The following is a 21,599-nucleotide window of genomic DNA, read 5'->3' on the forward strand; positions in this document are numbered from 1 at the left end:
GTTACTGACCTCCCCTGCCGCCGCTTGGCATTCCACCACTGCTTGGCATTTCATTGCCACCCGGCATTCCGCCACCGCTCGGCATTCCAATTCCACCACCGCCTTGGCCTCCTCCCATTCCACCGCCACCTGTAGAGCTTTCATTGGAAATGGTAATAGGCAAGGAAACATACTGACCTTCTTCAAGTCCAGATGTTATTTCGATATACTTATCATTACTAATACCCGTCTTAACCACTGTCTTTGTAGTATTAGTTGTTGCATCTTCTGTTGAAGCGGATTGTTGGATATTCACATACTTCTCTTCTCCATCGATTTGGACTGCTTCAATTGGAACATAAAGAACATCTTTTACACTATTCGTCACAATACTCACTTCTGTCGACATCCCAATTTTTATATCTCCTGGTTTGTCAATTTTAATCGTTACATCGAAAGAAGAAACACCATTCTCATATGTACCTTCCTTTGCTACACTTGTTACTTTCCCTGTGAATGTTTCATCTTCAAAAGCACTAGCTGTAATTTCAACTGTTTGTCCTTTCTTAACACTTGAAACATCTAATTCATCAACACTGATCGTTGTTTTTAATTTTTTATAATCCGTCACATGGGCAACCACTTCACTACTTGAAACACGATCCCCTTCTTCTACATCCAACGTAGTTACTGTTCCATCAAATGGGGCAGTTATTGGGTCGCTTCCATCCGTGAAGGTAATAAGTTCATCACCTTTTTCAACTATTTCATTTTTCTCTACAAGGACTTCATCGACTTCATCCGTTACGGAAGATGTGATGTCCTCGCTATTTATCGCAGCAACCGAACCGGAACCACTGATTTGAACTTCAAGGTCTCCCTTTTCAACTGTAGTTGTCATCGCCTTAGCAATAACGGGCTGACCATTGTCCTTCATAAAGAACCAAATGCATCCCCCTATAGCTACCACTAAAACTGCCCCTATCGTTATCCATTTTTTCATCATTTTGCTCCTTTCAGATTTCCTTCAATTAAATCAGTATCGTGAAAGAAGCTTAATTTTTCCTTAAGGATTGTTTTTAATTTTCATGGAAGACTGTGTTAAGCAAACGCTTCCCTTTTCATTACCTTTTTAATAATTAACACTACGTCGGACGAAAAAACATTTATTTGAAAATTTTAAATTTACAATATATTCTAATAAATATATACTATAACTGTTATCAGATACATTGAGTGATGAAAACCAAATTCATATTCAAAGGGGGAACCACATTGGCATTGAACGATTCAGGAGCAAAAGAATCTCAAGTAAGCGCCTCCACGGATTACACCCAGATTGTCCAATCACCATCATTTCAAGAACTCCTAAGAAAAAAACGCAATTTCATCGTCCCACTTTCCATTTTTTTTATGGTCTTTTATTTCACCTTACCTATCTTAACTTCCTATTCTAAAGTTCTTAACTCTTATGCCTTTGGAGCAATCAGCTGGGCTTGGATTTTTGCCTTCGCGCAATTTATCATGACATGGACCCTATGCATTCTCTACTCCAAGAAGGCTGCGACTTTTGACCAATTAGTTGAAAAAATCGTGAAAGAAGCGAAAGGGTAAAGGTGAATATACAATGAATACACTTGCTTTTATTTTATTTTTAATCATTGTTGGTTTAACATTAGTCATTACCTACTTTGCTTCACGTCGCACTAAAACAACGGCTGACTTTTATACGGCAGACAGCAGCCTTACTGGATGGCAAAATGGCTGGGCTATTGCCGGTGATTATATGTCCGCCGCTTCATTTTTAGGAATCGCTGGAATGGTCGCGCTCGCTGGATTTGATGGTTTTTTCTACAGCATCGGTTTCCTAGTCGCTTACCTGGTCGTTCTTTATATCGTGGCCGAGCCGCTTCGTAACCTTGGTAAGTACACACTTGCAGACATGATTGCTGCACGTTTTAATGAAAAGAAGGTGCGCGGTGTCGCTGCCCTGAATACCATTTCCATTTCAACCTTTTATATGATTGCACAGCTTGTCGGTGCAGGTGCCCTTATAAAGCTATTGCTTGGAATCGATTATCTATACTCCGTTATTATTGTAGGTATTTTAATGACCGTCTACGTCGTCTTTGGAGGTATGACTGCTACCAGTTGGGTACAAATCGTAAAAGCTGTTTTATTGATGGCTGGGACATTCATTATCTCGGTTATTGTACTGGCGAAATTCGACTTTAGCGTTATGGAAATGTTCAGGCAGATGAAAACAGCAACCCCTCTAGCCGGGGATTTCCTCAATCCAGGTAACAAATTTAAGGATCCATTGGATACCTTATCACTCAATTTAGCACTTGTACTCGGTACAGCTGGATTACCTCATATCCTGATTCGTTTCTTTACGGTAAAAGACGCTATCACCGCTAGAAAGTCCGTTGTATATGCAACTTGGATCATTGGAATATTTTATATCATGACCATTTTCCTTGGCTTTGGAGCAGCAGCTTTCGTTGGATATGACAAAATCATTGCCTCGAATGCGGCTGGAAATATGGCCGCTCCTTTGCTTGCCGAAGCTATTGGCGGTGACTTCTTATTCGCATTTGTGTCAGCTGTTGCTTTCGCTACCATTTTAGCGGTTGTCGCAGGTCTCGTTCTATCCGCAGCCTCTGCATTTGCCCATGACTTTTATGGCCATATTATTCGTAAAGGTCAAGCCACTGATAAAGAACAAGTGGTTGCTGCTCGTTGGGCATCGGTCGGAGTATCCATTCTCTCCATCATCCTTGCTTTATTTGCTCAAAACATGAATGTAGCCTTCCTTGTGTCACTTGCCTTTGCCGTCGCTGCCAGCGCCAATCTACCAATTATTATCTTCACGGTATTCTGGAAACGTTTTAACACAACTGGAGCTGTCACAGGTATGCTCGTAGGTCTGATTAGTTCTTTATTACTTGTGTTTCTAAGCCCTAATGTCTGGTCTCCAGTAGAGAACGAGGCTATATTTGTTGGGGAACCACTATTCCCACTAGCTAACCCTGGCATCGTCTCCATCCCTATTGGTTTTATCGCTGCAATCGCCGGAACACTGTTATCCAGCAAAAAAGCTGATGCCAAAAAATATGACGAAATCGTCGTAACAGCTAACACGGGAATAAAAGATTCTATTTAAAGTTTTTTGACCTATTAAAATTTTATAGTGTAATTATGAGAAGTATAATCCTTTTATCTTCCCAACCAATATAAAAGGAGAGGCAGCTATTCCTAACTGCCTCTCCTTTTTCTGCATCTCAATTATAATTTTGTTCTCTACCTGTTTCTCGAAGATTGAAAACCCTCAGGATTAATTCTTAAAGCAATAAAAAAGAGGGATAAAGATATATCTCTTCATTCCCTCTAGTTTCTCATTCTCAATTTCCTTCTATTATATTTAGTTATCAACTGATTTATAACTTCTGCAAAGATCAGTCCCAACGCAATCGCCCCTGCCAGCATGAATGCCTTGGTAGCCAACTGAACAGCTATATTAAAATCATTTTCTACAAAATGCTTCATTGCGTCATAAGACAAACCCCCTGGTACGAGCGGGATGATTCCTGAGACATTAAAAACCGTGATTGGTGTTTTATACCTTTTAGCAAAATACTGACTGATTACTGCTACCATAAATGCAGCAGCAAGCGTTGCAATTATGCTATTTATCTCATTTTCGACCAAAAAAAAGTATAAAGCCCACCCTAGCATCCCTACACAACCGCATTGAATCAATGAATTTTTCGGTACATTAAAAATGACTCCAAAGGCGGCTGAGGCAATGAAACTTGTAATAAGCTGTGCAAACATCCTTTTTCCTCCCCTAAAATCATAAAAGAACAAATGCAACCGATATTCCTGTTCCAATGGCTAAAGCAGTTAAACCTGCATCTGCCCCCTTGGACAGACTGGAAACTAAATGCCCTGCAATTAAATCCCTGACCGCATTCGTAATTAACAGTCCTGGCACCAGCGGCATCACCGCTCCAATAATTATAGTATCCAAGTTACTACCCACACCGATTTGGACAAACAACATTGCTACTAATCCCACTACTAGTGAGGCTATAAATTCAGCAAAAAAGCGAACCTCCAATAACCAATGCAAGTAAAGCAGACAAGAAAATCCAAGTCCTCCGGCTATACAAGACCAGATAAAATCACTCCATTGCCCTTGAAACATGATTAAAAAACAACCGCTCGCAATAAAGGCAGCGAAAACCTGAACCCACAAGGGATATCCCATACCTGCCTTTTCAATTTGTTTTAATCGGGAAAAAGCTTCCTGTGGCGTCATTTCCTTACTAGAAATGCTTCGAGATATACTGTTAACAAGCGTTACCTTGTGTAAATCCGTGGACCGTTGGGAAACTCGAATTAATTTTGAGGCTGGGTGCATACCATCCAGAGAAAAAATAATCCCTGTCGGCGTTGAAAAGCTGTGTGAATCCTCGCATCCAAATGCAGCCGCAATTCTGACCATCGTATCTTCTACCCGAGAGGTTTCTCCTCCGTTTTGAAGCATTATTTTCCCCGCAAGCAAACATACATCTATAATTTCATTGTAATGTAACTGATCATTCATTATATCCTCTCCATCACTTTTAACGTACGAGCTTATATCGGGTAACAAACTTACCAGTTTAAATCCATCTCATAATAGCCCAATTTTCATGAAAAGGATATAAAAATATTTCCTCATTTAATTAATTATTTCCACCAATGTCGTTCTGACTGTCTTAGTTCCAGTATTCCCTTTATTCAATGCTAAAACCGCTTAGATAATTGAATGATTCGGTAGTTCTCTATTGTCCAATAGGAGAGGAATAGTTCGGCAACACTTTTTTCTACAATAAAAAAGGAATGCGGCACAAAACCTGCATCCCTCTTTATTGTTAGTTATTGCTGACTCTTTTATATTGTTAATTTCACCGGTTTGAATGTACCAGTGCCCTGCACTACAATATTGGTGCGTTGCACTGAAATTTAAGACCCCAGCATCTACCTCTATATTACTTTTTGAATAAACGCATCTACTGTTTTATTAAACAAACCACTTTCTTCTATAAAAGGGCAATGACAACTATCTTCAAAAATAACAAGTTCAGAATTCGGAATGTTCTTCTCCAAATGTACTCCTGCCGCAACAGGAATGACCTTTTCATGCCTTCCAAAGCAGAGAAGTGTAGGAACGGTAATTTCAGGCAAGAAATCACGATAGTCAACAATTGATTGATCAAATAGGATGGCACTGGCAATGGATGCCGGCATTTTCGTTACTTCCTCAAGCATCCAGTTTGCATCCCCTGCGGATAATTCATCTTTAAACATAGATGTAAGAAAGCCTTGTAAAAAGTGGGAACGATTCGTTTGAATCTCAGTCATGAAGGCAATCAATGTGTCGATATCAAAAGCCCCAATATCAAAATCGGGCCATTTAAAATCTGATGCCAATTCATCCACAATTACAGTTGAATGGACATTATCCTCGCCGAATTGCTTGAGATAATCCCATACGACGAAAGCCCCCATAGACCAGCCTACTAGTATGACATCCTTTAATCCTTGTTTATCAATGAACGCATGAAGATCTTTTGCATAAACAGAGACCGTATTTCCGTTATGAACGTGGGTTGACTGACCATGGCTTCTTAAATCAAGGAAGATAGTTCTGTACTTCTCTGAAAAGTACGGAAGCTGTCTTGTAAAGAACCGACTACTCATCCACACTCCGTGGATAAAAATAATCGGCCTCCCTTGACCCTTTTCTTCATAATATAACTGGACGTCCTTTTCAACCTCAATAAATGCCATCGTAACCCTCCTCCACAACATTTTTACAAATAATTCCTTCTTATTATTTATTGCGTTTCATCTTTTAACATTCCTTCCTATAAAAAAATATTGTCAAACTTCATTCTAGAGCTGATAATGAAGTTTAATATTTATTGACACCTTCATCCTGAAAGGACGGAATTTTTCATGAAGAGCTTTTTTAAAAACTATCGATCCTCTTTAGTATTACTCTCTGCAATTATTATTGGTGGGATAGCGGGCGTCGTTTTCGGTGAGAAAACCTCAGTCATACAGCCTCTAGGGGACTTATTTCTAAATCTAATGTTCACAATCATCGTTCCATTGGTATTTTTCAGCATTTCTTCTGCTATTGCTAATATGAGCGGGATGAAGCGTCTCGGGAAAATCATGGGCAGTATTGTTGTCGTTTTCCTGACTACAGCCGCTTTAGCTGCCGTAATTGGTTTTATTGGGACAACTATTATTAATCCTTTGGAAGGCACTGATACGACAGCTATTAAAGAACTGATGGAAAGCAGTTCCTCTGAAGAAACCATTGAAGAAGTTTCTTTCCTTAGTCAACTGGTTAATACTGTAACCGTGTCCGATTTTCCAGACCTGTTTTCTAGAAGCAATATGCTTCAACTTATCGTTTTCTCTGTATTAATTGGATTATCCACCGCACTGGTCGGCGAGAAAGCGAAACCGATTACTGAGTTTTTAACAGCGGGTACAGCTGTTATGATGAAAATCGTAAAAATTGTTATGTACTATGCACCAATAGGACTTGGCGCTTATTTTGCGGCTATTATCGGCCAGCTAGGACCGCAGATTTTAGAAGGCTATGCACGTGCCTTCATTCTTTATCTAGTTTTAGCTTTAATTTATTACTTCGGCTTTTTCACCCTATATGCCTTTATCGCCGGTGGGAAAGAGGGAGTTAAACTATTTTGGAAAAATGCCTTCACACCATCTATTACAGCCATTGCTACCTGTTCAAGTGCCGCGTGCATTCCGGTCAATTTGGAAGCCGTCAGAAAAATGGGTGTGCCAAAGGACATCGCAGAGACGGTCATCCCGCTTGGAGCCAACACTCACAAAGATGGTTCTGTATTTGGCGGGGTGTTGAAAATTGTTTTCCTATTCAGCTTATTTGGCAAAGATATGACAAGCATCTCCAGCATTTTAAGTATACTGGCTGTTGCCTTTTTGGTCGGCGCTGTTATGGGGGCCATTCCTGGAGGTGGCATGATAGGAGAAATGTTGATTCTAAGTGTATTCGGCTTTCCTGTTGAAGTTCTGCCGATTATTGCTGTTATCTCCACGATTATCGATGCACCTGCTACACTACTTAACTCAACAGGAAACACCGTTTGCACCATGCTTGTCACACGACTGGTCGAGGGGAAAAACTGGTTAAAACAGGCGTTTGTTAAGGAAGATTCTGTGGTGTGATTATCTAATATCGAACTGACTCCAAGACAATCTGGAGTCAGTTTTTTTTACTATTTTCAATAATTGTCTTTCTAGTAGTTTTTTAATCGGCAAGGAGTTCTGTATCCTTACATAGAATTAAAGAATGAGGAGGGATTTAATGTTAAAATGGTTGCCTGCTGTAATCCTTTTCATGGGACTGCTATATATTTTCTTTATACCTGAAGAGCCTTTAGTAATAAAAATTCTTTTCAAGATTATTCCTATGTTATTGATTTTGCTTTATGCCTACACGAAAAATGAGGGAAAACGGACTCGATATCAATTCTTAATTCTTCTCGGTTTACTCTTTTGCATGCTTGGAGACGGCTTGTTGATCTGGTTTGTCATTGGTCTTTCCGCCTTCTTAATCGGTCATCTTTTCTATATTGCCGCATTCCTCAACACATGGAGCTTTTCATGGATTCGATTTGCAACCATTCTTCCCATTGCTGGTTATTCCACTTGGATAGGCCGTGAAATTGTACTTTCTTTGATTGAAAAAGGTGAAAACAGCCTAATCATTCCTGTCATTTGCTATGTTACGGTAATTTCTCTCATGGGATGGGCGGCATTTATGACCGGAAATGTAGCCGCCATTATTGGAGGGCTGCTGTTCGTCATTTCTGACTCCATTTTATCCTGGAACAAATTCGTTGAAGATATCACCTTTTCTGGCCCACTGATTATGTTAACCTACTATACAGCTCAGTTTTTCATCGCTAACAGCATCAGCTCGAAACCTGCTTTCCTTTCATCGAGCAACCGGGAAAACGGACGAGCTATCGCCAGCAAATTCTGAGCTAAGCCGTTCCACATGAAACAATTCCCCACGAATAAAAGGCATTCACAGTTCTAATTAAACTGTGAATGCCTTTTTTCATCCATTAATTTTCTTAATGAAAACTACTTTTAAATAGTTACCTTCCTTATAATCCGAACTTGTTTTAAAATCTGCCGGTAATGAAAACTCTTCCATGAGTTCATATTTACCATTCATTTCTCTAAAGGCTGCCTCAATAAAGCTTTTAAATTTCTTCATGTCAAACGTACTGCAGTTGGTTGACGCTATAATGACCCCATTGTCTTCTGTTATGGAAATAGCATCCTTCAATAGATTCGTATAGTCTTTTCCGGCACTGAAGGTGAATTTCTTTGACTTGGCAAAGCTGGGTGGATCAAGAATGACCATATCAAATTTCAGAGCCTTCTTAACTGCATATTTAAAATATTTAAATACGTCCATCACGACGATATTCTGCGTTTCAGGATCTATCTCATTCACACTGAACTGTTCAATCGTTTTCGGTAAACTGCGATTCGCCAGGTCCACACTAGTCGTTTTAACGGAACCGCCTAAAGCAGCAAATACAGAAAATGCTCCTGTGTAAGAGAACATATTCAGCACGGTCTTTCCTTTTGCATATTTATCTCGAATCGTCCTTCTAACCTCACGCTGATCAAGGAAGACACCGACCATGGCCCCATCATTCAAATATACAGCGAAACGGACCCCATTCTCCTTGACAAGAAGCGGAAATTCCGGCTGCTCCCCCATAACAAAATCGTCTTCATCTACATATTGACCCTTTGTATCAAAGCGTTTCTTCTGATAAATGGACTTGACCTCGACCGTATTCTGCAGGGCCTTAATGATATAGTCTTTAAACGAATATATCCCTTTGCTGTACCAGCTAATGACGTAGTGACCATCGTAATGATCAATAATTAACCCGCCAATCCCATCTCCTTCTCCATTGAACAAGCGGAAAGCAGTAGTTTCTGTATCTTCAAAAAATGGCTTTCGGTAATCATACGCTGTTCTGATTTTTTCATTGAAAAATGATTGATCAATTTTATCATTCTCCTTTTGAGTCAATACCCAGCCATAGCCTTTATTCTGTTTCCCATAATACCCCTTTGCTAAAAACCGATTGTTCTCGTCAACCAAACGCACTAAAGATCCCTCATCTTGAAGGTCATTGAGATTGCCAATCGACTCTTTCGCAATCAAAGGAAAGCCTTTGGCGATTTTATTTACAAACTTAGCTTTCACTTTTATATCTATTTCTTTTCCCATATATATCATCCTATCTATGCAATTGCTTTCCTCCCCATTTTACCCTAATCCCTTTATAAATAAAAACCAGCCTGGTTCCTTCAACAGGCTGGTTTCCTAAAAATCTTTGATTATGATACTTCTAAATGAAGATCTCCTGGTTTTACTTTACCCATCATCTTCAATACTCGATGTAAGGCGAGGGTGATTACAGCTGGCAAGACCATACCCACCGCCACATAAACCAGGAACGTGTACAACCCTTGCCCTGTAATGATAGCAATCGGGGCAATCAATGAACTTAAGCCCATTCCTCCAAGCTCATACGGTACTTGGAAATCGAATGCCAACGTAGCGATTGGAGCACAAATGATTGCCGCTACAAAAGGCGGGACGACATATAATGGTTTTTTGATTAAGTTAGGAAATTGAACTTTCGGCGTAACAACCATCTGAGCAAGGAACCCACCCATATCATTATCTTTATAAGACATGACAGTGAACCCAACAAATTGAACGGTACATCCGATTAAAGCTGCCGCACTAGAAACAGGATCTAACTGTAGGGCTATCGCTAGAGCAGCGGAAGAAGCTGGTGTCATCAATAATATGCTCCATACTAATGCAATGACCATGGAACCAATTAATGGAGAACCTTCGACCTGAGCTGTAATTTGACTGCTTAACCATGTCAGGAACGGTGTCGTAACAAGCGCTAGACCATATCCAGAAACCCCACCGACAAGTACTGCAGCCAATGGAATGGCCATAATATCCAATTTCGTTTTACCAATTAGACGCTTACCTACATATGTTGCGATTAATGCTGCCAAAACTGCACTTAGTGGCTGACCCGTAACAATCGTAAAGACTCCCTCAGCAGTTCTGTTAATGGCAGCGCCACCTACTGCACTTGAAGCCATGGCACTAAAAATAATTAATGAATTTCCTCCTAGCTGATAGGCGATACCTGCTCCTAAAGCTGGGGCTAGTAAGACCTTTGCGGCCCCACCTATTGCCAGGAGGACCTCCCAATCTAAATATCCCCCTATGGATTCAAACAATAACCCGATCCCTAGCGTAACCAAAACTGCATTAGCTATCCCTGTTGATGCCTTGTACATTCGATCGTTGATGTATTCTTTCCTGCTCACTTAATTTCCACTCCTTATCAATTATCAGAATATTCAATTTGATAAATAAAAAAAAAAAAAACCCCTGTTATTTGGAGGGTACACCACTTGTTTTTACTTGAGCGTCTTGTTATAAAGTTCACAAGCAAGGCTCAAACAATTCCACATAATCAATCCCACTAACATAATAAGAGAATAATAATATGAAGTAATTCATTTGAATTACTACTCATCTAATTCCCCGCCTCCGATAATGTCTGTTCGTATAATAACATGAATTTTCTGATAATGTAAGCAGTATTTTTATTCTAGTAAAATAAAAACGCTTACAAAAATGGAGTATATATTACTTTTATGTACAATTAAATCTAATAATGTATTATTTTAAAATAAATTAATCTTTTTATTATTAAAAACTCTAAAGTATCTGCTTTTCAACCTGAATAGTCAGTACATTATTTCGATATAGGTTTCCAGTATTTACATCTCTTTTAATAAAGAAAGAGAACCCAATTAAATTGGATTCTCTTCCAGACTATGGTTTAAATGTGGATCTTTCATAAAGCTATTTAAAATTCCCTTACGCCTAGCTTTTAACTTTTCTTCTATTGAAAACCTTCCAAAGTTGCAAAGGTGTCTCTCAGGAATTGATAAAATAGTTTCTCCGTGGGCATTAACTCCCTTTCAGTTGGAATAATAACACCTACAGCCCTAGTTACGGATGGTTCATCCAACGGCAGTCTAACTGTAAAACGAGGCAAGCTGTCAATCAGAGAGATTTCTGGTATTAAGGTTACGCCAAGCCCTGCTGCCACTAGACCTTTTATAGCATCAGTATCTTTTCCTTCAAATGCAACTTCTGGCTCGAAACCGTGCAGTTTACATGCCTTCATGACAATATCACGTAAAACATACCCCTTAGGATATACGATGAACGGATTTCCTTGAAGTTCATTTAAGTTTAATGACTTCTTCAAGGCCAAAGGATGGCTTTCTGACAAAAGAGCAACTAAGTTCTCAATAAATAGAGTTTCTCCGTGAATTTTCTTTTCGTTCATCGGTAGAGGTCCAATTAAGGCCATATTAATATTTCCTTTTATAACAGAATCGATCAGGTAGCGATATGAACCTTGTTTCAAGGTGAACTTCGCTTCCGGGTAAATCTCTCTGAAATCAGAAATAACCTTTGGCAATATATAGGAAGCTAAACTACTTGGAAAGCCAATACGAATTGTCCCTTTTTCCGGATTTAAGCTCTCAGCCAGCTCACGCTTTGAACGATCAATGATATCCATAGCTTGTTCCATATTCGCTAGAAATGTATGTCCTATAGGCGTCAGCTTAATCTTCCGGCCTTCGCGGATAAATAAAGGCACACCTAATTCTTCTTCTAAATTATAAATTTGACGACTGACTGCAGACTGGGCAACATGCAAAGCCACTGCTGCTTCCGTCATATGTTCACGCTTTGCCACTTCAATGAAATATTCGATTTGTCTTAATTCCAATGTAAGCTCCTTCTTTCATATCAAAACAGCATGTTATTTATCTAATATTCAGATTGTTTCTTTCAAATTTAAATTATATCATGAAAGTATCACATAAAAACCTATATATATATTCAAATATATTTTCATGACTTTATTACCAAAAAAGGGGAGAAATATTAATGACAACGACACATGAAGTTGAGCAAGAGGAATTACAAGTTGCCAAAGAGTTTGTAAGTCAAGTATACGCACAGGTAAAGGAGCGTAATCCTCACGAAAGTGAATTCCATCAAGCCGTAAAAGAAATATTTCTTTCATTAGTACCAGTATTTTCAAAACACCCTATTTATATGAATAGTGGGATTTTAGAAAGACTCGTTGAGCCAGAAAGAATGATTACCTTCCGTGTCTCTTGGGTTGATGACCTAGGAAATGTACAAGTCAACCGTGGTTTCCGCGTGCAATTCAACAGTGCTATTGGGCCATTTAAAGGCGGTCTACGCTTTCACCCGACAGTAAACTCAAGTATTATCAAGTTCCTTGGTTTCGAGCAAATCTTTAAAAATTCTCTTACAGGACAGCCAATTGGCGGAGGAAAAGGCGGATCTGACTTCGATCCAAAAGGAAAATCAGACGCTGAAATCATGCGTTTTTGCCAAAGCTTCATGTCAGAACTGGCTCGCTATATCGGTCCGGATACAGACGTACCGGCTGGGGATATCGGAGTAGGGGCTAGAGAAATCGGTTATCTATTCGGTCAGTATAAAAAGATCCAAGGAAGCTACCATGCGGGTGTTTTAACTGGTAAAGGCATAAGTTACGGCGGAAGCTTAGCCCGTACAGAAGCGACTGGATACGGGACGGTTTACTTTGTCGAAGAAATGCTAAAAGACAAAGGATTACAGTTCCATGGTAGCACAGTTGTTATTTCAGGATCAGGTAATGTATCCATTTATGCCATTGAAAAAGCTACACAGCTGGGCGCTAAAGTTGTAGCATGCAGCGACTCTAATGGGTATATATATGACAAAAATGGTCTGAACCTAGATACAGTTAAACGTTTAAAAGAAGTAGAAAGAAAACGTTTGAGTGAGTATGTCGATGCTCATCCCGAAGCTGAATACAATGAAGGTAGCTACGGAATTTGGTCTGTACCATGCGATATCGCCCTTCCTTGTGCAACACAAAATGAAATTGATGAAGAAGCAGCAAAATTGCTTGTTAAAAACAACGTGAAAGCAATCGGCGAAGGTGCTAACATGCCATCAACTCTTGAGGCTATTGACGTATTCCTTAATAATGGCGTCCTTTTCGGACCAGCCAAAGCCGCTAACGCAGGTGGTGTTGCCGTTTCTGCACTTGAAATGGCCCAAAACAGTGCTAGAATGCCTTGGACATTTGAAGAAGTCGATACAAAACTACACGGTATCATGAAAAACATTTATAAAAACAGTGTAGAAGCAGCCGAAGCATACGGTGAACCTGGCAACTTAGTTGTCGGAGCCAACATTGCTGGATTCCTAAAAGTAGCCGATGCTATGCTGACTCAAGGCATACTCTAATAATAAGTTAAATTTCAGGAGGCGGTCCCAACATGGGCCGCCTTATTTTTTGTACAAGAGTAATTACATCTTCTTGCAGGTAATCGTTCATTTCAATCCGTGCTGAATAACCTTAAAATCCTCTTTACCACTACTTAAGTCCCTAAACGTAAAAAGTTCACATCCTAATAGTAGTGAACGCTAAATTATAACCGTTCAATATATTCACCTGTAGCATGATTTAAGAGGTTAGATTGTATTCTGCTATTCAACTGATTAATATGATCTTTGTATAGTTAGCCGCCACATTTGCATCAAACTAACTTGATTGTAAAAGATTGAATCATTGATCTACAAAAAGAGTGTCGGAAAAATTCCGACACTCTCACTAAAACTATTATTCTTTAGTAACCAATTTCAATGGTACAGAGATTGTTTCGTCTACCTTTTCACCTTTTAAGACTTTTTCTGAGGCATTAACCGCTTCTTTACCGATAAGAGCCGGTTGCTGAGCGATCGTTGCTTTTAGCTCACCGTTTTCAACAGCCTTTAAAGCATCATCGTTCCCATCAAAACCAACAACAATGATGTCTTTACCAGCTGCTTTGATTGCTTCAATAGCTCCTAGAGCCATTTCGTCATTATGAGCGAATACCCCTTGAATGTCCTTTTTACCTTGTAGGATATTTTCCATAACGTTAAGACCTTTTGTGCGGTCAAATTCTGCCGTTTGACTTGTAAGCACTTCTAATTGCTTGTCAGCAATATTGTGGAACCCTTTCCCACGTTCCCGAGTTGCAGATGCACCTGAAACCCCTTCTAGCTCCACTACTTTTGCGTTTTCGCCAAGCTCTTTAACTAGGTATTCTGCAGCTAATTCTCCACCAGCCACGTTATCGGAAGCGATGAATGTTTCGATATCCCCTTCTTCAGAAGAACGATCAATTGTAATAACAGGAATACCCGCTTCGTTTGCTGATTGAACAGCTGAAGAAATTGCGCTTGAGTCTGTTGGATTAACAAGAAGGATATCTACTTTTTGAAGAATTAAATCTTCAATCCCACTAATTTGTTTAGCTGTATCGTCCTGTGCATCAACAACTGTAACTTTCATGCCCTTTTCTTTTGCTTCTTTTTCAATACCATCTTTTAAAGAAACGAAGAATGGATTGTTTAACGTTGAAATACTGACTCCGACTTTCACGTCTTCCATAGAGTCTTTGGTTTCTTTTTTATCATCTTTTTGACCCGAATCCATTGAACAGGCAGCTAACACCATTAAAGAAAGAATCATGAACAACGATACTATTTTTTTCATTGATTACACCTCAACTTATGATTTTTTACGGTCAAGTAAAACCGCAACTAATATAACTGCACCTTTTACCACTTGTTGGTAAAAAGAAGATACACCTAGTAAATTCATACCATTATTCAAAGTACCGATAATCAGAACACCGACTAGTGTACCGAACAACCTGCCTTTACCGCCTGAAAGGCTTGTTCCGCCAAGCACTACCGCAGCAATGGCATCCATCTCATAGGATTGACCAGCTGTTGGTTGTGCCGAATTCAAACGGGATGTTAAAATGGCACCAGCAATCGCTGCCATAGTACCTGCCAGCCCGTAAATGGCTACTTTTACTCGATCTACTTTAATCCCAGATATTCGGGAAGCCTTTTCATTTCCACCAATTGCATACGTTTTACGGCCAAATGATGTTTTATGAAGTAGGAACCATAAAATAAAGAAAGCAATAATCATCACAACCGCTGGAACCGGCAGCCCAAGGAAGTATCCTCTCCCAAGCATTTGGAACAGTTCTGAATCACCAATTCCTGTAATTGGCTTTCCATCTGTATAGACGAGCGTTAATCCCCGGAAAATTGTCATCGTAGCCAGCGTCACAATGAAAGGTGCCATTTTCCCTTTTGAAACAAGAATTCCATTAATTACACCCATTAGTGTACCCAGTAGAACTCCTACTAATATTGCTAAAATTGGATCTAATCCTGAGACCATCATTCCAGCCATAAGTGCGCTGGATAGAGCCAGTATGGAACCAACGGACAAATCTATTCCACCTGTTAAAATGATAAAGGTCATCCCAAATGCTATAAGCGCATTAATAGAGGTTTGACGCAATAAATTCAAAATATTATTTGGTTCCATGAATGATGGATTTAAAACAGTTATTACGATAAATAATAAAATCAAGGCGAGTAACGGACCAAATTTCTGCCAAATCCCGCTTTTCCCTGTAGCCTCAAGTTTCATCCTAGTTCCCTCCTGTCGCCAATGCCATAATTTTTTCTTGTGTTACTTCCTGCTTTTTCAGTTCCCCGGCAATTTTACCTTCATGAACAACAAGGATTCGATCACTCATCCCAACGATTTCAGGGAGCTCTGAGGAAACCATAATAATGGCGATACCGCGCTCTGTTAATTCATTCATCAATTCATAAATTTCACGTTTAGCTCCAACATCAATTCCCCTGGTTGGCTCATCCATAATCAATACTTTAGGCGAAGTGCCAATCCATTTGGCAATAACCACCTTTTGTTGATTCCCACCGGATAAATTACCGATGATCGTTTCTGTAGAGGATGTTTTCACGTGAAGTCGCTTGATCATCATCTCTGCAAATTTTTTCTCATCTTCCGTTTTTACGAGTCCACTAGGAGCGAAGCTTTTTAAATTCGGCAGGCCGATATTTTCCCGTACTGAAAAGTCCAGGATCAAGCCCTCTTCTTTACGGTTTTCCGTGATGAAAGCTAAACCGTAGCGAACTGCATCCGTTGGTTTTCGTATGGAAACTTTCTTACCTTCAACAGTAATCTCACCGCTGTCTATTTGATCAACCCCGAAAAGGGCACGCATTATTTCTGTTCTACCCGCTCCCATTAATCCGGCCACGCCCACAATCTCACCTTTTCGGACAGCGAAATGGATATCTTCAAAAAGCCCCTTTTTAGTTAGTCCTTTTACATCAAGGACTACTTCACCTAGATGGGCTTCACGATGAGGAAAACGATCCTCTAGCTCCCGGCCAACCATCTTTTGAACAACTTCATCGAAATTTGTATCTTTAATTCTTTTCGTATCGACAGTTTTTCCATCACGCATCACGGTGATTCTGTCGCAAATGGCAAAGATTTCTTCCATTCGGTGAGAGATATAAACAAGAGACACGCCTTTTTCGATAAGGCCCTTCATCACTTCAAAGAGCTTCTCGATTTCTCTATCAGTTAAGGCCGCGGTTGGTTCGTCCATGATGATGACTTCGGCATCCGTCATAAGCGCTTTAGCAATTTCAATCATCTGCTGTTCCCCAACGGAACAAAGCCCTGCTTCCTTATCAAAAGGAAGGGAAATATTAAGCGTTTTAAAGATCTCTTTTGCACGCGCTTTCATTTGTTTATTTCTTAGGACACCGAAGGCATTTACCATTTCCTTGCCGATAAATAAATTCTCTAACACCGTCATTTCTGGCCAAATATTCAATTCCTGACGGATAAAGGCCATTCCCGCTTCTTCTGCTTCCTTTGAATCCTTAAATGAGGTTTCTTTACCATTAATTTCAATAGTCCCTTGATCATGCTTATGCAGCCCGGTCAAAATGTTCATCAAGGTCGATTTTCCGGCTCCATTTTCTCCCATAAGCGCGTGGACTTCTCCAGCCTCTAAAGAAAACTGAACGCCTTCCAATACCTTGTTTTGACCAAATGCTTTATAAATATTTTTCATTTCAATTTGCATGCTCTTCACCTCTTTTATTTAAAAAAATACTCCAGACTGCAAAATGCAGTTTGAATACGGCGTCGTTTCTCCTGTACGGATTACTGCCTTTGCTTTACTTGTCAGCCTTTTAAAATCCTCATGGGAAACATATTCAATCGCATTTCCGAATTGCTGTTCCATATATTGATGCTGCTTTGAATTCTTCTCCTTCACCTCAGTGGCGGCAATCACTTTCTCGACTACCATATCTTCATGAACGGCACGAACAACATCTTGAAATGAAGGCGTTCCAGGTATTAAGGCTAAATCTATTTTAAGTACTCCTGAAGGTACCGGGAGGCCGCAATCACCTATGACAATATAATCCGTATGCCCAAGGTCAACAAGAACTTTGGCTATTGAACTATTGATGATTCCATGACGCTTCATTCTTCAAAGCTCCTTTCGACTTCTTCCCTTGTCGGCATACCTCCTTGAGCTCCTAACTTCGTAACAGAAATAGAGGCAGCCCGGTTTGCGAATAACAGACAGTCGTCAAAACTTTTTCCTTCTGCAACAGCAACCGCGAGTGCAGCATTAAATGTATCTCCTGCACCTGTTGTATCGACTGCTTCAACCACAAAGCTTGGGACAACCTTCTCTTCATGCCCGTCAAAATAACGGACGCCATTTTTACCTTCTGTAATAAATAATTTATTTGGATACTCTGTTAAAACTTCCGTCCGGTCTCTTCCATCGAATAGTATTTCGAATTCATGTTCATTCGGTGTAATGAATGATGACTGTTGAATAACAGCCTCGCTTATCTTACGTGCAGGTGCTGGGTTTAAAAGTAATCTCTTTTGGAGTTTTTCACATAATTCAGCAAGGTATAAAACAGTTTCCTCTGGTATCTCCTGCTGAACCATGACGATATCTGATTCCTCGATGATTTTTTTCGCTTTTTGTACATATTCAGGAGTGATGGAATCATTTGCTCCTTTAACGACAATAATACTGTTATCACCTTCTGAAAGGGTAATGTGGGCTGTACCTGACATAGCACCTGTAACCGGTTCCACATACTTCGTGTTTACATGATTTTTTTTCAGGTTTTCTAAGATGACCTCTCCATAAAAATCATCTCCTACACATCCAATCATTGTTACTTCCGCACCAAGACGAGCTGCGGCCACGGCCTGATTGGCCCCTTTTCCTCCTGGAACTGTTATAAACGAATCTCCTAGAACTGTTTCCCCTGCTATAGGACGCTTAGCTGATGTTACCACTAAGTCCATTGAAGAACTTCCTACTACTGCAATTTTTATCATGGCTTCTCCGCCTTCCTTCTCGTTGTTTGTCTTTCCACAAAAGAAACTGGAAGCTTTTTGTGCGTTTCTTCTATCTTTTCCTGATTGATTTTTTTAATTAACAGTTTTGCTGCTTGTGCCCCCATCTCATAGGCGGGCTGGCGAATTGTCGATAGCGGAGGATGTAATAACGCTGTGAATGCGATATCATCATAACCAATCAATTGAATATCTTCAGGGATTCTTATTCCCCTTTTCAAGATTTCTTGTAGGGCGGCTGCTGCAACAATATCATTACAGGCAATGATTCCATCTGTCTCCGGATACTGTTCAAACAACTGTCTCGCACAAATTTGTCCACCTTGAAGGGTAAGAGATGAATCCATGACATGAACATTCACTTCCGCTTGCTCCAATTCTTCCAATGCTGCAATGTACCGTTCATATACAGGTTTTATTTCGACTGGTCCCCTGATAAGGACGATGTTTGTGCTACCTCGATCGAGCAATACACGAGCTGCCAATTTACCGCCTGTTTTTTGATCCGAATAGACGGCTGGTAACTCCTCTGCTGTACGATCAAGAAGAACAACAGGAATTTCTAGATTATCAAAATTCTCATTTGTCTCTTCACTTGTTGATGCAATCATGCCCACTACATTATTCTGTAGAAAGGTGTCAATATATTCTATTTCCTTATCTCGCTTTTCATCGCTATTCCCAAATATTAATCGATATCCAAATTTCTGCAGATAATCCTCAACGCCCCTTGCCATTTCTGGAAAGAAGGGATTAGTAATGTCAGGTAAAATCAAGCCAATCAATTTAGATTTACGTTTATAGAGGGATCTTGCCACTTCATTCGGTTTATAATTTAACTTTTCAACAGCTGCCATGACCACTTTCTTTGTGTCTTCATGTGCATATCCGCTGCCATTCATCACTCTTGAAACCGTTGCTACGGAAACTCCCGCTTCCTTTGCAACATCCCGAATAGTTGCCAATATATCCACCTCAATATATTATGTGTAACCGTTTACATATTTAGCTTATCACCAATTCATATGGACGGCAAGTCCTATTCCACAGATATTCATTAGGTAATTTGAACCAAAAAGCATAACACAATCCTTTCTTAGATATACATTTGATGAATAATGAACACAAAGGTTCCTTTCACATCTCTAGTTATGAAAACAAAAAATTTGAAAAAGCTGGCTCAAATATCTGAGCCAACTTTACATTTAAAGTGTGTTTGCAGGTAACTTTTCGTAAAGAGCATTATTTACATACCCATACTCAGATGCATGCGGACGATCTTCGCCATCACTATATCCATATTGAAGCATACGGTTTCTGTTCAGACAGAGTTTGGTTAATTTAGGTGCAAAGAAATTGAATGTCTCGAAACGATCCTGCAATTGTGGGAATTTTTGCTGATGTGTAAGGATTGCTCGAGCGACACCTTCCCAAAAGACATTCTCATCCAATAGGTTCCTTCTCATAAGAAGTGTGGACAAGTAACGGAAATGACAGATAAATAGTCCCGTGAAAATGAATTGAACCAGGCCCTCCGGAGCTTCGCTTCTTAGTACCTTTTTTAGATTATCAGGAAGCATACTTAATTCAGGAAGCGGCTGATCACTGATATTTACATCATCTACAAAATCCTTGATTGCCAACCGGTGCGGTTTATAATCCTTCAATACTAAAATTGTATTTTGGCCATGCGGTGAGAAGACAACCCCATACTGATAGATAAAATGTAACAATGGTGAAAGAATGACGTCGAATAATTGGGCTGTCCAGGCCTCCGTAGTTAATCCAGATTTTTCAATCAGGCTTTCCACATACGGCTTTCCTTCGTGGTCCACATGCAAAAGGGATGCAAGTGTAATAGGCTTCTCGCCTTCTTCCATATAACTGTATATGCTTTCTCTCCAAATACCGCCTAGCATCTCTAAATATTGATATGGTACATTCTTTAGCTTAGAAAAATATGGGTGATCCACATTTAAACTGGCCACCTCACCAGGAAGTACTACTTTACATTCTTCCTTTAAGAACGAATCATTATTGTAAATGTTCTTAATATACTCTGTGATTTTTGGTGCAATGACAGTACGCTCTGCTGGTAACCCACGGTAGACCAACGTATTTAAAATGCTCATTGGTAGCTTGACGTGATGTTTGTTCTTATTCGAAACATTAACAAACGTCCGAATCGATTGCTGTGGAAGATACTCATCAGGGCCGTTTCCTAAAGCTACAATCAGACCTTTAGCTAAATCATCGGTAAAATTCTGAATGATTACATTCTTCCATTGCCATTCATGGATTGGCAGGTAAAAATAGTCTTCTTCCTTTAACCCTTTCTCTGCCAATCTGTTTCCAAATACTTTTCGGGTTTCATCATCTAGTTCATTTTCCATCAATTGTTTATAGGATAACGTTTGGATGGAATTGAACGCACCCCTTGTTTTATGAACGGCAATCCATGATAGCTGAATTTTCTCCTGATTTTCTGGAGCGAATTTCAGGTAATCATCATAACCGAATCCAATTCTTCCCTTGTTATAGGCAATCCAAGGGTGACCGCTCATTTCTCCTTCAAGTAGCGCATAGTCCAGTTCGACTAAATCATCCGCGTTTTGTTCCGGTTTAGATAGTAATTGCAGGTCTGCAAGCAACGTATGATGGAACTCTTTGATTAAATGGCCCGTTGTTTCTGCAGTCATCCCGATTAACGGCTGAAGGTCCAAAATGAATTGAATGGCATCATTTGCTTGTCTGGTTTGTTCTGCTTCAAATACTTTAATCGATTCAGCCTGTACATCATAACTGTCAAAAAGACGAGGCAAGGCTAAAAATTGATAAGATTTTTCCTCATTTATCTTTAACTCATATAAGTTTCCTGCTGCATTTTCGTTCAAGACAGCTGGATGGATTATATCTTCATACATATACTCGGAAATCATTTTAGCGAGTAGGTTTTGGTTTACTATCGACCAATTTTTTTCTGTAACCGCCTTTTCCACTTCATTTATGAACTGCATACATTGACTCCCT

General features: G+C 39.7%; 19 protein-coding genes. 5 read left to right on the plus strand and 14 right to left on the minus strand.

Going from position 1 to position 21,599, the window contains the following annotated elements; genetic code table 11:
* Position 1: 1 nt before the first annotated feature.
* On the minus strand, positions 2 to 982 hold the full coding sequence (locus JFV29_RS27650; protein ID WP_201187679.1) for an efflux RND transporter periplasmic adaptor subunit: 981 nt from the start codon (positions 980 to 982) through the stop codon (positions 2 to 4).
* Between the two features lie 335 nt (positions 983 to 1,317).
* On the opposite strand from JFV29_RS27650, the gene JFV29_RS27655 reads away from it, so the two are divergent.
* Positions 1,318 to 1,593, plus strand: coding sequence for a DUF485 domain-containing protein (locus tag JFV29_RS27655; protein ID WP_377375636.1), 276 nt, complete (start codon positions 1,318 to 1,320; stop codon positions 1,591 to 1,593).
* A gap of 13 nt (positions 1,594 to 1,606) precedes the next feature.
* On the plus strand, positions 1,607 to 3,145 hold the full coding sequence (locus JFV29_RS27660; RefSeq protein ID WP_201187681.1) for a solute symporter family protein: 1,539 nt from the start codon (positions 1,607 to 1,609) through the stop codon (positions 3,143 to 3,145).
* A gap of 224 nt (positions 3,146 to 3,369) precedes the next feature.
* On the opposite strand, the gene JFV29_RS27665 is transcribed toward JFV29_RS27660, so the two are convergent.
* The 3 genes from JFV29_RS27665 to JFV29_RS27675 form a co-directional block, all read right to left on the minus strand.
* Positions 3,370 to 3,816, minus strand: coding sequence for a threonine/serine exporter family protein (locus JFV29_RS27665; RefSeq protein ID WP_201187683.1), 447 nt, complete (start codon positions 3,814 to 3,816; stop codon positions 3,370 to 3,372).
* 19 nt (positions 3,817 to 3,835) lie between these two features.
* The gene (locus tag JFV29_RS27670; protein ID WP_053348362.1) at positions 3,836 to 4,591 is read right to left on the minus strand and encodes a threonine/serine exporter family protein; all 756 of its coding nucleotides are present in this window, start codon (positions 4,589 to 4,591) and stop codon (positions 3,836 to 3,838) included.
* Between the two features lie 422 nt (positions 4,592 to 5,013).
* Positions 5,014 to 5,820: an alpha/beta fold hydrolase gene (locus JFV29_RS27675; RefSeq protein ID WP_201187685.1), complete on the minus strand. Its 807-nt coding sequence runs from the start codon at positions 5,818 to 5,820 to the stop codon at positions 5,014 to 5,016.
* A 168-nt stretch (positions 5,821 to 5,988) separates the two neighbouring features.
* Between JFV29_RS27675 and JFV29_RS27680 the strand changes: the two genes are divergently transcribed.
* The gene (locus tag JFV29_RS27680) at positions 5,989 to 7,257 is read left to right on the plus strand and encodes a dicarboxylate/amino acid:cation symporter (RefSeq protein ID WP_201187686.1); all 1,269 of its coding nucleotides are present in this window, start codon (positions 5,989 to 5,991) and stop codon (positions 7,255 to 7,257) included.
* Between the two features lie 139 nt (positions 7,258 to 7,396).
* Entirely contained in the window at positions 7,397 to 8,077 is a 681-nt protein-coding gene (locus JFV29_RS27685) for a lysoplasmalogenase (RefSeq protein ID WP_201187688.1), read from the plus strand.
* Positions 8,078 to 8,155: 78 nt separating this feature from the next.
* On the opposite strand, the gene JFV29_RS27690 is transcribed toward JFV29_RS27685, so the two are convergent.
* The 3 genes from JFV29_RS27690 to JFV29_RS27700 form a co-directional block, all read right to left on the minus strand.
* Complete coding sequence (locus JFV29_RS27690; RefSeq protein WP_201187690.1) at positions 8,156 to 9,355, minus strand: class I SAM-dependent rRNA methyltransferase; 1,200 nt, start codon at positions 9,353 to 9,355, stop codon at positions 8,156 to 8,158.
* A gap of 110 nt (positions 9,356 to 9,465) precedes the next feature.
* Positions 9,466 to 10,458, minus strand: coding sequence for a PTS transporter subunit IIC (locus tag JFV29_RS27695; RefSeq protein WP_053348846.1), 993 nt, complete (start codon positions 10,456 to 10,458; stop codon positions 9,466 to 9,468).
* A 614-nt stretch (positions 10,459 to 11,072) separates the two neighbouring features.
* Positions 11,073 to 11,975 carry a LysR family transcriptional regulator gene (locus JFV29_RS27700; RefSeq protein ID WP_056522058.1) on the minus strand — a complete coding sequence of 301 codons (903 nt, stop codon included), beginning with the start codon at positions 11,973 to 11,975 and terminating at the stop codon, positions 11,073 to 11,075.
* A 161-nt stretch (positions 11,976 to 12,136) separates the two neighbouring features.
* Between JFV29_RS27700 and gdhA the strand changes: the two genes are divergently transcribed.
* Entirely contained in the window at positions 12,137 to 13,519 is a 1,383-nt protein-coding gene (gene gdhA, locus JFV29_RS27705) for an NADP-specific glutamate dehydrogenase (RefSeq protein ID WP_201187692.1), read from the plus strand.
* 376 nt (positions 13,520 to 13,895) lie between these two features.
* Here gdhA and rbsB read toward each other — a convergent pair whose 3' ends face one another.
* The 7 genes from rbsB to JFV29_RS27740 all read right to left on the minus strand — a co-directional run bounded on the left by rbsB (position 13,896) and on the right by JFV29_RS27740 (position 21,586).
* Positions 13,896 to 14,816: a ribose ABC transporter substrate-binding protein RbsB gene (rbsB, locus tag JFV29_RS27710; protein ID WP_053348355.1), complete on the minus strand. Its 921-nt coding sequence runs from the start codon at positions 14,814 to 14,816 to the stop codon at positions 13,896 to 13,898.
* Positions 14,817 to 14,831: 15 nt separating this feature from the next.
* A complete protein-coding gene (locus JFV29_RS27715; RefSeq protein WP_053348354.1) occupies positions 14,832 to 15,776 on the minus strand; it encodes an ABC transporter permease in 945 nt (314 codons plus the stop codon).
* Position 15,777: 1 nt separating this feature from the next.
* Positions 15,778 to 17,259 (minus strand): sugar ABC transporter ATP-binding protein, encoded by a 1,482-nt coding sequence (locus JFV29_RS27720; protein ID WP_201187694.1) that lies wholly within the window; start codon positions 17,257 to 17,259, stop codon positions 15,778 to 15,780.
* An 18-nt stretch (positions 17,260 to 17,277) separates the two neighbouring features.
* Complete coding sequence (gene rbsD / locus JFV29_RS27725) at positions 17,278 to 17,670, minus strand: D-ribose pyranase (RefSeq protein WP_053348352.1); 393 nt, start codon at positions 17,668 to 17,670, stop codon at positions 17,278 to 17,280.
* On the minus strand, positions 17,667 to 18,551 hold the full coding sequence (rbsK, locus tag JFV29_RS27730) for a ribokinase (RefSeq protein ID WP_201187696.1): 885 nt from the start codon (positions 18,549 to 18,551) through the stop codon (positions 17,667 to 17,669). The genes rbsD and rbsK overlap by 4 nt, the downstream gene beginning before the upstream one ends.
* Entirely contained in the window at positions 18,548 to 19,534 is a 987-nt protein-coding gene (locus JFV29_RS27735) for a LacI family DNA-binding transcriptional regulator (RefSeq protein WP_201187698.1), read from the minus strand. Before JFV29_RS27735 ends, rbsK begins: the two co-directional genes overlap by 4 nt.
* Positions 19,535 to 19,774: 240 nt before the next feature.
* On the minus strand, positions 19,775 to 21,586 hold the full coding sequence (locus tag JFV29_RS27740; RefSeq protein ID WP_201187700.1) for an IucA/IucC family protein: 1,812 nt from the start codon (positions 21,584 to 21,586) through the stop codon (positions 19,775 to 19,777).
* Positions 21,587 to 21,599: the final 13 nt, after the last annotated feature.

Origin of the sequence: Peribacillus sp. TH16, from assembly GCF_016651095.1 — a bacterium.
Lineage (GTDB): Bacteria > Bacillota > Bacilli > Bacillales > DSM-1321 > Peribacillus > Peribacillus butanolivorans.